We start from the raw sequence: 14,138 nt of genomic DNA, 5'->3' as shown, positions 1-14,138 counted from the left end.
ACGTTATGGCAATAGTGTAACACTTGTGCGTTATAGCGCATCATGCGACCATGTGCGCTATAACGCACAATCTCATAAAGAGTCTGACCATGACGAGAGCGGAACCTCCCCGTTTTGCCCTGCCGATGCTGGTTTCCGGCTTCGTGGCTGTGCTGGTGGGCTACAGCAGCAGTGGCGCGATTATCTATCAGATGTTTCAGGCGGCGGGCGCCACGCCCGCGCAGATTGGCGGCTGGCTGTCGGTGCTGGGCATTGCGCAGGGGATCGCTTCGCTGAGCCTGTCACTGCGCTACCGCATGCCGGTGCTGGCTGCCTGGTCAACGCCCGGCGCTGCGCTGCTGGCGACCAGTTTTCACGGCATTTCGCTGAATGAGGCGGTAGGCGTCTTTGTTTTCGCCAACCTGCTGATCGTATTGTGCGGCGTCACCGGCCTGTTTGCCCGGCTGATGAACTACATTCCTGCCTCGCTGGCAGCGGCGATGCTGGCAGGTATTCTGCTGCGCTTCGGGCTGCAGACCTTTGCCGATTTGCAAAGTAACTTTGTACTGTGCGGCAGCATGTGCCTGGCCTGGCTGCTGGCCCGCCGCTGGCTGGCCCGCTATGCAATTCTGGTCACGCTGCTGGTGGGTGTTGCCGTCGCGCTGGCACAGCACGCCATCCACTTTCCGCCGCAGCCGATTAGGCTGACAATGCCGGAAGTCGTGATGCCGCACTTTACCCTCACCACGCTGCTGGGGATCGGCGTGCCCTATTTCCTGGTGACGATGGCGTCACAGAACGCCCCCGGCATCGCCACGCTGCAGGCGCACGGCTACCGTCCACCCGTCTCTTCACTGATGAGCTGGACCGGATTAATTGCGCTGCTGCTGTCGCCATTAGGGGGGTTTTCGGTCTGCGTGGCGGCGATTACGGCGGCCATCTGCATGAGCAATGAGGTCGACCCAAATCCTCAGCAACGCTGGCGCGCGGCGGCGCTGGCGGGGATCTTCTATCTGCTGGCGGGCGCGTCCGGTGCGCTGATCGCCGTGCTGTTTAGTGCCCTGCCTGCGGTGCTGATTGAGGCGCTGGCAGGTCTGGCACTCCTTGCCACGCTGGGTGGCAGCCTCCACCGCGCACTGGATCTGCCTGCCGAACGCGACAGCGCGCTGATCACCTTTCTGATCACCGCTTCCGGCGTTTCGCTGCTGGGCATTGGTCCGGCCTTCTGGGGACTGGCGGGCGGCATCATCGCCCACCTGCTGCTGGTGCGCAAATCCGGCTGATTGCGTCATACTCTCTGAAATAGCGGTGGTTTTTCCGTCAGCCGGTGAAAAAAACAGTGGATTTACCCCCTTTTTCTGCCGTTTGATTTGTCATTGCCCCGCGTAAAATCAACCCAATCGTCGATAACACGCGATTTTCTGCCTCAGACAACGACCGATAAGGGCCCAACAGGTGGCAAAAACTTTTCTGCGCAGCGGTAATTTAGATGCAGTTCTGGCGTTAGGTGAAAATGGCCAGCCGGTCTACGCTTCAGCACTGCAAATTCGTGAAACCCTGCGCCTGCGCCGTCAGAGCGCACTGGCAGATTGCCTGGCCATTCCTCAGGCCAATGAACGGGGCGATCGCCTCGACTGGTATGCCCCTTTTAGCGGCCGGGTGAAATCCTGGCTGGGTGCCAGCGATCATGAACGTCGCGCGGCGCTGCAACAGCTCACCGCCTGTCAGCAGGATATGCAGGATCTCAGTACGCGCGCGCGCGCGGCAGAGAATCCATCAATGCGGCTGTTTGGTGCGCTGCTAAGCAAAACCCTGCAATTCCCCGACCAGCAGTATGTCTATCTGGTTGATGGCAAACCGGTCATCACCTTCTGGGGCTTTGTCGATGCCCAGGCGCGCAGCCGCGATGACGCGCTGGCCTGCCTGCGTGACACGCTGGAAGAGAACCTGCCGGTGGCGCTGGTTGAACCGCTGCCTGAGCTGCCTGCCGCGCCGGTCATCGCTGAACCAGTGATGATCGCTGAGCCCGAACCTGAACCTGAGCCTGTGGCTGAACCGCTGCCGGTTGCGGCCACCGTTGAAGCTCAGCCAGCGACGCCTGTAGCGGCTCGCCGCCGTTTCCGCGTCTGGTATCTGTTACCGGCGGTGGCGATTGCTGCTGCCGTGACGGTGGCCGTGTTGCTGCATCGTTCTGAACCCGTAAAAACACCGGTTGCCACTGGGAAGCCAGCGTCAGTCCCGGCAACGGTATCCATTCCGGCCCCGGCTGCGACTCCGGCACCGGTTGCGGCGACACCGTCCGTCACCCCACCTGCCGAGCAGGCAGCACCGGAAAAACTTCCCGAATCGCAGCCGCAGAAACCGGCCAACACCACCACCGATACCGCACCGGCAACCTCATCTGCTACCCTTGCCACAACGGTGACGGCGCCGGTTCCGGCCAAACCCGATGACCTGATCGTGACGCCGGATGCGGTGCGCGATGGCCAGGTACGGGTGATTGATGGCCGCTGGCGTGTCACTATCGACCAGATGCCGACGCCAACCGGTAAGCCTCCGGTGATGCGCTTCCAGTTTAAAAACGGCAAAGGCAGCGTGCAGATCGCCCAGGGCAATACCACCTGTAAAGCGGATGTCAGCGCGGCCATGACCAGCGCCGGTAACCTGGTGATTGAAAGCCGCTACACGGCGAAGTGCCAGAACAGTTCGCGCTACCGTATGCCGCTGCTGGTCTGCCATGCGAGTATCGGCGCCGCAGTATGTGAAGCGCAGTATGCTGATGACCGGGTCTTCCCGATGACGATTAAGCGTGAGAGTAAATAACGATGCTGGCTCCCCTGATCGATGACAAACAAAAAATTTCGCTGATTGAAAACAGCGGCGTGCAGTTTCTGGATTTCGGCCTGCAACTCTCAGATACCCCGGCGCGCCGCCAGTTTGTGCGCCAGACCGCCAACGGCCCGCTGCTGCGCCTGAACGTCGATGGCAACAGCGGTAAGTTCCTGCTCTATCCGGAAGATGGCGGCGCTGCGGAAGTGGTGCGCCCGGAGTCTGATATCGCGCTGGCGGACTCACTGTCCCTGCTGTCAGCCTGCTGGCTGCCGCTGCCGATGCTGCGCTGTGCCAGCGGACGTCGTTTTATCGGCGGTCCTGAAAACTGGGCGCGGATGCGTCTGGTTGCGCTGCCCGCGCCCGATGCAGCGGGCAATACCCATCGCGTCAGCCTGGCCTTTGATACCCGCTGCGTGGCGGAACAGGATGGCGGTGAACAGCTCGGCCTCAGCACGGCTGATGCACAGAACGGTGTGACCTTTGCGCTCGCCTGGCACAACTACGAGCTGGGTGATTTTCTTGACCTGACCTGGGTTGACGGCTGGCTGCGCGAATCCTTTACCGACCGCGTCTCCGATCGCCGCGAACAGGCGATTAATCAGGCGCTGCGAGAGTTTGAGTATCAGGCGCACTACCTCAATCTGCTGGAACTGCTGGGCGAACAGCTCGACCTCAGCGAGATCCATATTCAGGCCGCCACGCTGCAGACCCCGGCGGTCAATGTCGATATCATTCTGGATGTCGGTAACTCCCATACCTGCGGCATTCTGGTTGAAGATCACCCGGAAGAGAGCAACGGCCTGAAACAGACCTATGAGCTGCAGCTGCGCGATCTGTCGCAGCCGCATCAGGTTTACAACGAGCTGTTTGACAGCCGTCTGGAGTTTGCCGAGACCCGTTTTGGCAAAGCGAACTTCTCGCTGGAGAGCGGTCGTGAGCAGGCCTTTATGTGGCCTTCTCTGACGCGCGTCGGCCGTGAAGCGAGCCGTCTGGCCCTGCAGCGTGTGGGACTGGAAGGCAGCACCGGCCTCTCCAGCCCGCGCCGTTATCTGTGGGATGAGGCGCGCTATCAGCCAGGCTGGCGTTTTAACACGCCCGGCGAGCAGGCTGAACCGCTGGCCTATGCCGCACCCTTTACCACCCTGCTCAACGACGAAGGCCAGCCGCTCTCGACGCTGGCACCCGACGATCGTCTGCCGGTCTTTTCTCCGCACTACAGCCGCAGTTCGCTGATGACCTTTATGCTGTGTGAGCTGCTGGCTCAGGCGCTGATGCAGATGAACAGCGCGGCACAGCGTCAGCGGATGCCACAGAGCCACGCGCCGCGTCAGCTGCGCCATGTGATCCTGACGCTGCCGTCAGCGATGCCGAAGCCGGAGCGTGAAATTTTCCGCCGCCGGATGCAGGAAGCGCTGGCGCTGGTCTGGAAAGCGGAAGGCTGGCTGGCTGACGAAGATGACCTTTCACCAGCACTGCCACGTCAGAACCCGAAACCGCTGCCGGATGTGCAGATGGAGTGGGATGAAGCGACCTGTGGTCAGATGGTCTGGCTGTTTAATGAAACCCAGGTCAACTTTGCCGGTCGCGCCGAAGACTTTTTCAGCAGCATGGCCCGTCCGGATCGCCCGCGCGATGCTGACGAACTGCCAGGCAAGAGCCTGCGCATCGCCTCGATTGATATCGGCGGCGGCACTACTGACCTCGCCATCACCCAGTATCGTCTGGATGATGGTCAGGGCAACAACGTCAAAATCACGCCGCGACTGCTGTTCCGCGAAGGCTTTAAAGTCGCGGGCGACGATATCCTGCTGGATGTGATTCAGCTGTGGATTTTACCGGCGCTGCAGCAGCATCTGCAGAAAGCGGGCCTGACGCTGGCGGAACCGCTGATGAACAAGCTGTTTGGTCACGACAGCCGCATGGACGGTCAGGCCACGCTGCGTCAGCAGATCACCTTACAACTGTTTATTCCGCTGGCGCAGGCGGTACTGGAACGCTACGAAAACTGGGATCCGCTGGAGAGCCACGCGGAGATCAACGCACTGTTTGGCGAGCTGGTCGATCAGCCTCCGGGCGAAGCGGTACTGGCGTTCGTCAACGGCGAGATTCAGCGCGAGCTGGGCGGTAACAGCCGCTTTGACCTGCTGCAGGTGCCGCTGGTGGTGAGCCTGTCCCAGCTGCACGGCGAATTTATGCAGCACCGGATGGCGATTATCCCGGCGCTGCGCTCAATGTGTGAAGTGGTGTCGCTCTATCAGTGTGACGTGCTGCTGCTGACCGGTCGCCCGTCGCGCTTCCCGGGCATTCAGGCGCTGGTGCGTCATCTGCAACCGCTGCCGGGCAGCCGTATTTTGTCGCTGGAAGGCTATCACACCAGCGACTGGTATCCGTTTAACAAACATGGCCGCATCGACAATCCAAAATCGACCGCGGCGGTCGGCGCGATGCTCTGCCTGCTGGCGCTGGATCTGCGCCTCAGCAGCTTCTGGTTCCGCGCAGGCGATTTTGAACCCTACTCGACGATTCGCTATCTTGGCATGCTCGACGAAAACCAGGCGCTGACGGACGAGAACCTCTGCTACAGCGAAATTGACCTCGACGATCCCGGCTATGTGCTGGATAAAAAGCGCAGTTTCCGTATTCGCGGCAACGTCTGTCTCGGCTTCCGCCAGCTTGATAACGATCGCTGGCCCGCCTCACCACTCTATAGCCTGACGCTGAACGACGCGACCCTGGCGCGTAAAGTGGCCGGTGAGAGCGTGCTGCGCATCCGGCTGGCGGTAAAAGCCGGACCCGACGCGTCCGGCCCGGAAAGTCTGGTGCTGAGCGATGCCCGCCTGGATGATGGCACCCGCGTGCCGCTGGAGCAGTTGAGTCTTAAGCTGAATACCCTGTCGGCGACCGGCAATGCCAATGCGCAATACTGGATTGACAGCGGGAGCGTGTGTAAACGATGAAAGCCCTGAAACCCCGTCAGCCGCAAACGCTGGCAAAACGTCTTGGCCTGTTGCAGGACGCCCTGAATAACAGTCTGGCCTGGATTGAGAGCAGCCGTGAGCAGTCGCCGCGTCTGGCGCTGGAAGCAGAAACCCTGACGCTGCAACTGCGCCAGGCGCGCGTGCAGACTCAGGCGCTGGCGCAGCAGGTGGCGCGTCCGGTGACGCTGGCGCTGTTTGGCCAGTCGCAGGCGGGTAAGGCCTGGCTGCTGAACGAAATGGTGGCCGATGCACAGGGCCAGTTAGTGACCCGCATGGGTGATAAACTGCTGAACTGGTTTCAGCATATCAATCCCGGCAACCTCGATTTTGCTACCGCCACCCGTTTCAGCCATCAGCGCGAGCCACTTTCAAACGAGTGGCCGGTTGAACTGACGCTGCTGAGTGAAGCGGAGATCGTACGGCTGATGGTCGCCTGTGCCGGCGCGACAACGCCCGACACCGCACAGATCGACAGCGCACTGCAGCGCCTGCAGCGTCATCGCCTCGCCACGCCGCTGGCGGGTCTGGAAGGCGATGCGCTGGTGACACTCTGGTCCTGGTGCCGTCGCCGTGCGCACCACGATGCGCGGCTTGATCGTCATTTCTGGCCGCAGGCGGTTGAGCTGGCGCCCTGGCTCAGCGTTGACGACCGGGTACAGCTTTTTTCACTGCTGTGGCCTGGTCAGCCTGAACTGAATGAGATGCTGCGCACCCTGCTGCATCTGCGTCACCAGCTCCGTAACAGCAGCCGGGTGCTTGCTCCACTGAGCCTGCTGACCGACACATCACTGCTGCCGGCCGAGCAGCTGATTGTGCCGGCCAGTGAGCAGGATCAACAGCAGCTGGTGGAAGTCTGCCCGCTGAATGGTAACCGCATCGGTAAGGCGCAGAACGTGCCACTGGGATTACTGGCGCTGCTGACGCTGGAAGTGCTGGTCCCGCTGAGTTCCACACCGCGAACCGCGCTCTATGATGATGCTGATATGCTGGAACTGCCCGCGCCAGGCCAGTCCGGTGACGCGGCAACCCAGGAAGATCGTCAGCGCCTGCAGCAGCAGGATCCGCTGCGTGCCCAACTGCTGGAACAGAAACGTGCCCTGCTGCCCGGTTTTTACGCCGCGCGTCAGGCAATTGATCTGCTGCTGGTCTGTACCGCAGCCAGCCAGCGTCAGGATGCCGACCTCGCCAGCGAAACGCTGCGCGAATGGCAGCGTCAGCAGCCTGCACAGGAATCCGCAGAGAAACCGCGTCTGATCTGGGCGATTACCCCTTTCGACGCCCGCCATCAGCAGGTCAATGTGGATGAAGCGGTGCAGCGTCAGATGGGACAGCCCGGTCAGCACTGGGGATCGATGCTGGCACTGGATCGCGCGGGCGTCGACCGCATGGCGAGCTGGTTGCAGGATGAGATGCAGCCGGAAGCGCGCCGCGACATGCTGCTGGCTCAGCTGGCGCAGATTCAGCACACTGTGGTGGAGCGGCGTTTATTGCCCTGGACCGAAGCGGGTGCCAGCCCGGAACAGGCGGCACGCAAACAGAATATCGCCGATACGCTACTGAAGTGTTTACAGCATCGGACCGGCCTGCATGGCGAGCTGCTGGAACGCCTGCAGCCGCCGCGTGAGGCGCTGCGTCAGCTGTGGCTCAATCAGTCGGCCTTGCAAGGCAGCAAACCGGCCAGTATTCAGGCCCCGGAAAATCAGTTTGGCATCGGGTTTGAATTTGACCTGTTCAGTGAGAGCCCGGCTGAAGCGCCGGTTCAGCCGCGTCAGAGTCTGCAGAGCGCGCAGCACTATCCGCGTCAGGTGCTGCTGCTGTGGCTGGATCATCTGCGTCAGCTGCCGGAAAACCGCAGCCTGCTGGCGTTGCTGAACGTGGATAAGCCAACGATGGAGTGGCTGGTTGAAGAGCTGATCACGGCCGGATTCCGCACCGATATCGCGCAAAAGCTGCAGCAGGCGCTGCATGAGCCCGATACGCAGAGCGTCAGCCATGAATCACGCGCGGATCGTCAGGTGACGCGGGCGATGACGGTGCTGGGGGATTTTGTGGCCTGGCTCGGCTTTTTACAGCGTCCTGAAAATGAACGCCCTGCCAGCCGCGTTAACCGGGGTCAGGTGATTTTCTCGCGTCCTCCGGCTCCCAGCGTCAGCTTCAGTTCCGGTCAGCGTCTGACCAGACTCTCTGCCGCCCCGGCCAACCACACGGCCTACTATATCTACGACTGGCTGGTGGGGCTGAACCAGGTCATCATTGAGAACAATGGTTACACTGGCGGCGGCGATCTGCCACTGGCAGCCCGCGAAGCGCTGGTAGCGCTGCTCAAGCCGCTACGCGCTTAATCAATGATCAGGCGCAGTTCGCCCTCCAGCGACTGCGCCGCCTCTTCCAGCAGCGCCAGCACAGGCGCTAAATCGGCCTGATGTGCGGCATAGTGCTGCAACCACATTGTCGCAGGCAGCGCCATCCCGCCCGTCAGCCAGTCCCATAACGCATCCAGATTATGTCCAAAGGTCTGCGGACAGCCGCTCTGCTCAGCAAACTGCTGATAAAACGCCGCGCGCGTGGTGAGCTGACGCAGGTCAAAGGTCAGATTAAGCATGATCAGGGCACCTGCCTGAAACTGCGGTAGTGATCGGTGGAGAGAAACACCAGCCCGTCAGAGGAGTAAACCAGGCGATCGGCGTCGCGATGCCCGCAGCGATAATTCACATCCGCTTCATACCACTGACGGCCCGCACGCGCGGGCAGACGCTTTTCACGGTTCGTAAAGCGATCGCCGCCAATGGCTCTGCCTGGCAACACGTCACACAGGTTGCCTTTGGCCGGATTCCAGCCACGCTTGCGCGCGTCGTTTTTGGTGAGGTAGTAGTCCGGCAGTTGCTGATGCTGCAGCACCCAGCGCGCCACGGTATGGGCGTCAGTCAGGGTGGCGATATCGGCCTGGGCAGGGGCTGAAACGGAATTCAGATAGGGTTTAAGGCCGTAGAAACAGGCCGCGAGGACGAGAAAAAGTCCAATCCAGAGTTTTTTTGACATGATGGCATCCGTGACGACAGGACGCAGATGATACCAGTTTTGCGCGCAGAGAAAAGCGCGGGCCAGACAAGCTGGCCCTGGCGAGGTTATGCTGCGTGCGAATCCCCGCTGTGCCGACGCCATGCACCCGGCGCGACGCCATACTGGCGTTTGAAGCTGCGGTTAAAGGATTGCTGAGAGTCGAAACCTAACGAGATAGCCACATTGAGAATCGGTTCATCTGTGCTGGTCAGGCGGTCGGCTGATTTCTTCAGCTTCTTAACCCGGATGTATTCACCCAGTGGATAACCGGTGTGCTCTTTAAACATGCGCTGCAGGTGCCATTTGGAGTAGCCCGCGCGCTCTGAAACGGTATCCAGATCCAGACGTGCTTCGATGTTGTTATCAATCCAGTCGATTAAATCGTGAATAAAAGCATCACTCATCATTCCAGTCTCTCCTGTCGCCGTGGCGAAAAGTATTAGTATCAGTTGCAGTTACACTTAAGGGTGGCTGACTATGCCATTTAATGCAAGTTTTATTAGTACATTAAATGCCGCACTATTTGTGGGGTTTTAGCTAAGTTGTTCAGGCTTTCATCGCCCTGCCCTAAACCGCACATAAAGTGTATCTGTTATTCTTGCAGTTGCCAGCCACGCAAGCCTACACTCACCGCGATTAATTGCAATCTTAAAAGTTGCAAATATTGGCCTGCAGGCCGCCTGTTTATATCTATCGCGGAATAACAACAATGATTACGAACCGGGTTCGTCAGGGTTTAACCCTCTTAGGGATGGTACTGCTCATCACGCAACTGAGCGGCTGCGATAAAGGTGTGGCGCAAAACGCCGCTCCCCCGCCGCCTGAAGTAAGTGCCGCACCCGTGCTGATCAAACCGGTCAGTCAATGGGACAATTTCAATGGCCGGGTTGAAGCGGTGCAGAGCGTGCAGTTGCGTCCGCGCGTCTCTGGCTACATTGATGCCGTTAACTATCGTGAAGGCGATGAGGTCAGAAAAGGTCAGGTACTGTTTACCATTGATGACCGGAGTTACCGCGCGGCGCTGGAGCAGGCCAAAGCGGAACTGGCCCGGGCGCGCAGTCAGGCGAGTCTGGCCCGCAGCGAATCGGGCCGCAGCGAGAAGCTGATCGGCACGCAGGCGATTTCCCGCGAAGCGTGGGAGCAGCGTCGTTCTGCCGCCAGTCAGGCGCAGGCGGATGTGCTGGCCGCAGAGGCCGCGGTCGATATGGCGCAGCTGAACCTCGACTTCACCCGCGTTACCGCGCCGATTGATGGCCGCGCCAGCCGGGCGATGATCACCGCCGGTAACCTGGTGACCGCCGGCGACAGCGCCAGTGTGTTAACCACGCTGGTGTCGCAGCAGCAGATGTATGTCTATTTCGATGTCGATGAGAACACCTTCCTGAACTATCAGGCGATGGCGCGTCAGGGCCAGCAGCGCCATGCGCTGCCGGTTGAGATTGCGCTGGTCGGCGAACAGGGTTTCCCGCACCAGGGCAAAATTGACTTCCTGGATAACCAGCTGACCGCCAGCACCGGCACCATTCGTATGCGCGCCCTGCTCGACAATCAACAGCGGCAGTTTACGCCTGGCCTGTTTGCCCGCGTGCGTCTGCCCGGCAGCGCGCAGTTCGAGGCGGTGCTGATCGATGATAAAGCGGTATTGACCGACCAGGATCGCAAATATGTCTACGTGGTGGATGGCGAAGGTAAAGCGCAGCGGCGCGATATCCAGCCTGGCGCGATGGTGGATGGTTTGCGCATCGTTAAATCGGGTCTGCAATCTGGCGACAAGGTCATCATCGCCGGTCTGCAAAAAGTATTTATGCCCGGCATGCCGGTCACTGCTCAGCCGGTCGCCATGCGTGCGGCAGCCGCTCAATAACCCGAGGCCGCTATGGACTTTTCCCGCTTTTTTATCGACCGGCCCATTTTTGCTGCGGTGCTGTCGATCCTGATTTTTGTGACCGGGGTGATTGCAATCCCGCTGCTGCCAGTCAGTGAATATCCCGACGTGGTGCCACCCAGCGTGCAGGTGCGCGCCGAGTATCCAGGCGCTAACCCGAAAGTGATTGCGGATTCCGTGGCGACGCCGCTGGAAGAGGCAATCAACGGCGTCGAAAACATGATGTACATGAAGTCAGTGGCCGGTTCTGACGGCGTGCTGGTGACCACCGTCACCTTCCGTCCAGGCACCGATCCTGATCAGGCGCAGGTGCAGGTGCAGAACCGCGTAGCGCAGGCGGAAGCCCGTCTGCCGGAAGATGTGCGTCGGCTGGGGATCACCACCCAGAAGATGTCGCCGACCCTGACGCTGGTCGTCCACATGTTCTCACCGAACAATACCTACGATTCGCTCTACCTGCGTAACTACGCCACCCTCAAGGTGAAAGATGAGCTGGCCCGCCTGCCGGGTGTCGGTCAGATCCAGATTTTCGGCGCAGGCGAGTATGCGATGCGCGTCTGGCTTGATCCTAATAAAGTGGCGGCGCGTGGTCTGACCGCCTCTGACGTGGTAACGGCGATGCAGGAGCAGAACGTGCAGGTCTCTGCCGGTCAGCTGGGTGCCGAGCCGCTGAAAAAACAGAGCGATTTTCTGCTGTCAATCAACACCCAGGGACGACTGGAGAGCGAGCAACAGTTTGGCGATATCATCCTGAAAACCTCGGAAGATGGTTCGCTGGTGCGGCTGCGCGATGTGGCGCGGATTGAGATGGGCTCGGGCAGCTATGCGCTGCGCTCGCAGCTGAATAACAAAGATGCGGTCGGTATCGGCATCTTCCAGGCGCCTGGCGCCAACGCCATCGACCTCTCCAATGCGGTTCGCGCCAAAATGGATGAGCTGGCGACCCGCTTTCCCAACGACGTGAAATGGGCCGCGCCTTACGATCCGACGGTGTTTGTCCGCGACTCGATTAAAGCCGTGGTGCAGACTCTGCTGGAAGCGGTCATTCTGGTCGTGCTGGTGGTGATTCTGTTCCTCCAGACCTGGCGCGCCTCGATCATTCCCCTGCTGGCGGTGCCGGTTTCGATAGTTGGTACCTTTAGCGTGCTCTATCTGCTTGGCTTCTCGCTGAATACGCTGAGCCTGTTCGGGCTGGTGCTGGCGATTGGTATCGTGGTGGATGACGCCATTGTGGTGGTGGAGAACGTCGAACGTAACATTGAGATGGGGCTGTCGCCGCGCGCCGCTGCACATCGGGCGATGCGTGAAGTCTCCGGGCCGATCATCGCCATTGCGCTGGTGCTGTGCGCGGTGTTTGTGCCGATGGCGTTTCTCTCTGGCGTCACCGGGCAGTTCTATAAGCAGTTCGCCACTACCATCGCCATCTCTACAGTGATCTCTGCCATTAACTCGCTGACGCTCTCGCCTGCGCTGGCGGCGATGCTGCTGAAAGATCATCACGCGCCGAAAGACCGGCTGACGCGGATCATTGATGCGCTGTTTGGCTGGCTATTCCGGCCGTTTAACCGCTTCTTCCAGCGCAGTGCCCATGGTTATGAATCGCTGGTGGGCCGTACGCTGCGTCGCCGTGGCGCCGTGTTTGGCGTCTATATTCTGCTGCTGGCGGGTGCCGGATTTATGTTCCACACCGTTCCAGGTGGATTTATTCCGACGCAGGATAAGCTCTACCTGATTGGTGGCGTGAAGATGCCGGAAGGTTCCTCTCTGGCGCGCACGGATGCTGTGATTCGTAAGATGAGCGAAATCGGTATGCAGACCGAAGGCGTCGCCTATGCGGTCGCGTTCCCTGGCCTGAATGCATTGCAGTTCACCAATACGCCGAACAGCGGCACGGTGTTCTTCGGTCTTAAGCCGTTTAATGAGCGCAAACATACGGCGGCGGAGATCAACGCTGAGATCAATGCGAAGATCGCTCAAATCCAGCAGGGCTTTGGCTTCTCGATTATGCCACCGCCGATTCTGGGGCTGGGCCAGGGCTCGGGCTATTCGCTCTATGTGCAGGACCGCGCGGGTCTGGGTTATGGCGCACTGCAGACGGCGATTAATACGCTGTCAGGCAGCATCATGCAGACGCCAGGGATGCACTTCCCCATCTCCTCTTATCAGGCCAACGTTCCGCAGCTTGATGTGAAGGTAGACCGGGATAAAGCCAAAGCGCAGGGAGTATCGCTGACCGCGCTGTTCAGCACGCTCCAGACCTATCTCGGCTCGTCGTATGTGAATGACTTTAACCGCTTTGGCCGCACCTGGCGGGTGATGGCGCAGGCTGACGGGGATTTCCGCGACAGCATCGAAGATATCGCTAACCTGCGGACCCGAAACGATCGAGGTGAGATGGTGCCGATTGGCAGCATGGTCAACATTACCACTACCTACGGTCCCGACCCGGTGATCCGCTATAACGGCTATCCGGCGGCGGATTTGATTGGTGATGCCGACCCACGCGTGCTCTCCTCGGCGCAGGCAATGAGTCAGCTCGAAGCGATGTCCGGTCAGCTATTGCCAAACGGCATGAACATCGAGTGGACCGATCTGAGTTATCAGCAGTCAACGCAGGGCAATACCGCGCTGATTGTCTTCTCGATGGCCGTGTTGCTGGCGTTCCTGGTGCTGGCCGCGCTGTATGAGAGCTGGACGCTGCCGCTGGCGGTGATCCTGATTGTGCCGATGACCATGCTCTCTGCGCTGTTTGGCGTCTGGCTGACTGGCGGTGACAACAACGTCTTCGTGCAGGTCGGACTGGTGGTGCTGATGGGGCTGGCCTGTAAGAACGCGATTCTGATCGTCGAGTTTGCGCGGGAGCTGGAGATTCAGGGCAAAGGGATTGTGGAAGCGGCGCTGGAAGCGTGTCGCCTGCGTCTGCGTCCGATTGTGATGACCTCCATCGCCTTTATCGCCGGTACAATACCGTTGATTCTGGGTGAAGGCGCGGGTGCAGAGGTGCGCGGCGTTACCGGTATTACGGTCTTCTCCGGCATGCTCGGCGTGACGCTGTTCGGCCTGTTCCTGACGCCGGTGTTCTATGTGGCCCTGCGCAAGCTGGTGACGCGTCGGTCAGGTAGTGCATCGTCCGTGACGGCGTAAACCGTAAAAGTTAAAAGGGGGCGATCATAGGATCGCCCCCCTTTTTTTGCCTGTGATTCACAGATGCCGGCAGATTCTGCCTTGCAGGTTAGCGCCGCTTCAATCTTTCATTCAGCGTTTCTCTGAATCATTATTCATCTTTGATCTTCAGCGTTCTGCTTATCTGGATATCAGGAATGAATTTTCCAAATAATAAATTGATTAATAATATAAAATTTAAAATTCATACCACATACATCGGTACTCTTCAGTGAAAGCGA

Annotated in this window: 9 protein-coding genes; 6 read left to right on the top strand and 3 right to left on the bottom strand. The window is 59.7% G+C overall.

The genetic code is table 11. The features are described 5' to 3' along the window. The first annotated feature begins 50 nt into the window (after nucleotides 1-50). The 4 genes from GVJ63_RS03165 to GVJ63_RS03150 all read left to right on the top strand — a co-directional run bounded on the left by GVJ63_RS03165 (nucleotide 51) and on the right by GVJ63_RS03150 (nucleotide 8,131). A complete protein-coding gene (locus GVJ63_RS03165; RefSeq protein WP_159226406.1) occupies nucleotides 51-1,262 on the top strand; it encodes a benzoate/H(+) symporter BenE family transporter in 1,212 nt (403 codons plus the stop codon). 172 nt (nucleotides 1,263-1,434) lie between these two features. Beyond that, nucleotides 1,435-2,802 carry an SrfA family protein gene (locus tag GVJ63_RS03160; RefSeq protein WP_159226405.1) on the top strand — a complete coding sequence of 456 codons (1,368 nt, stop codon included), beginning with the start codon at nucleotides 1,435-1,437 and terminating at the stop codon, nucleotides 2,800-2,802. Between the two features lie 2 nt (nucleotides 2,803-2,804). Next, the gene (locus GVJ63_RS03155; RefSeq protein WP_010670101.1) at nucleotides 2,805-5,768 is read left to right on the top strand and encodes a virulence factor SrfB; all 2,964 of its coding nucleotides are present in this window, start codon (nucleotides 2,805-2,807) and stop codon (nucleotides 5,766-5,768) included. Further along, nucleotides 5,765-8,131 (top strand): virulence factor SrfC family protein, encoded by a 2,367-nt coding sequence (locus tag GVJ63_RS03150; RefSeq protein WP_159226404.1) that lies wholly within the window; start codon nucleotides 5,765-5,767, stop codon nucleotides 8,129-8,131. Before GVJ63_RS03155 ends, GVJ63_RS03150 begins: the two co-directional genes overlap by 4 nt. Here GVJ63_RS03150 and GVJ63_RS03145 read toward each other — a convergent pair. The 3 genes from GVJ63_RS03145 to GVJ63_RS03135 form a co-directional block, all read right to left on the bottom strand. Further along, nucleotides 8,128-8,391, bottom strand: coding sequence for a barstar family protein (locus tag GVJ63_RS03145; protein ID WP_010670099.1), 264 nt, complete (start codon nucleotides 8,389-8,391; stop codon nucleotides 8,128-8,130). The genes GVJ63_RS03150 and GVJ63_RS03145 overlap by 4 nt on opposite strands. Before the next feature lie 2 nt (nucleotides 8,392-8,393). After that, nucleotides 8,394-8,828, bottom strand: coding sequence for a ribonuclease domain-containing protein (locus tag GVJ63_RS03140; protein ID WP_010670098.1), 435 nt, complete (start codon nucleotides 8,826-8,828; stop codon nucleotides 8,394-8,396). Nucleotides 8,829-8,914: 86 nt separating this feature from the next. Further along, a complete protein-coding gene (locus GVJ63_RS03135; protein ID WP_009090299.1) occupies nucleotides 8,915-9,256 on the bottom strand; it encodes a helix-turn-helix domain-containing protein in 342 nt (113 codons plus the stop codon). A 302-nt stretch (nucleotides 9,257-9,558) separates the two neighbouring features. On the opposite strand from GVJ63_RS03135, the gene GVJ63_RS03130 reads away from it, so the two are divergent. Both GVJ63_RS03130 and oqxB read left to right on the top strand, forming a co-directional pair. Next, on the top strand, nucleotides 9,559-10,713 hold the full coding sequence (locus tag GVJ63_RS03130; protein ID WP_010245312.1) for an efflux RND transporter periplasmic adaptor subunit: 1,155 nt from the start codon (nucleotides 9,559-9,561) through the stop codon (nucleotides 10,711-10,713). Between the two features lie 12 nt (nucleotides 10,714-10,725). After that, nucleotides 10,726-13,878, top strand: a complete 3,153-nt coding sequence (gene oqxB / locus GVJ63_RS03125; RefSeq protein WP_159226403.1) for a multidrug efflux RND transporter permease subunit OqxB — start codon at nucleotides 10,726-10,728, stop codon at nucleotides 13,876-13,878. The last annotated feature ends 260 nt before the right edge of the window (nucleotides 13,879-14,138 follow it).

The sequence above is a fragment of the Pantoea sp. 18059 genome (assembly GCF_902706165.1).
GTDB classification, from domain to species: Bacteria; Pseudomonadota; Gammaproteobacteria; order Enterobacterales; family Enterobacteriaceae; genus Pantoea; species Pantoea agglomerans.
Note: the sequence above shows the minus strand (reverse complement) of the source record. Positions and strands in the feature narration are given on the sequence as shown.

What these genes read in the sequence shown, in the direction of transcription:
- GVJ63_RS03165 (WP_159226406.1), top strand. Translation starts at nt 51, where the DNA reads ATGTGCGCTATAACGCACAATCTCATAAAGAGTCTGACCATGACGAGA.
- GVJ63_RS03155 (WP_010670101.1), top strand. Translation starts at nt 2,805, where the DNA reads ATGCTGGCTCCCCTGATCGATGACAAACAAAAAATTTCGCTGATTGAA.
- GVJ63_RS03150 (WP_159226404.1), top strand. Translation starts at nt 5,765, where the DNA reads ATGAAAGCCCTGAAACCCCGTCAGCCGCAAACGCTGGCAAAACGTCTT.
- GVJ63_RS03145 (WP_010670099.1), bottom strand. Translation starts at nt 8,391, where the DNA reads ATGCTTAATCTGACCTTTGACCTGCGTCAGCTCACCACGCGCGCGGCG.
- GVJ63_RS03140 (WP_010670098.1), bottom strand. Translation starts at nt 8,828, where the DNA reads ATGTCAAAAAAACTCTGGATTGGACTTTTTCTCGTCCTCGCGGCCTGT.
- GVJ63_RS03135 (WP_009090299.1), bottom strand. Translation starts at nt 9,256, where the DNA reads ATGATGAGTGATGCTTTTATTCACGATTTAATCGACTGGATTGATAAC.
- GVJ63_RS03130 (WP_010245312.1), top strand. Translation starts at nt 9,559, where the DNA reads ATGATTACGAACCGGGTTCGTCAGGGTTTAACCCTCTTAGGGATGGTA.
- oqxB (WP_159226403.1), top strand. Translation starts at nt 10,726, where the DNA reads ATGGACTTTTCCCGCTTTTTTATCGACCGGCCCATTTTTGCTGCGGTG.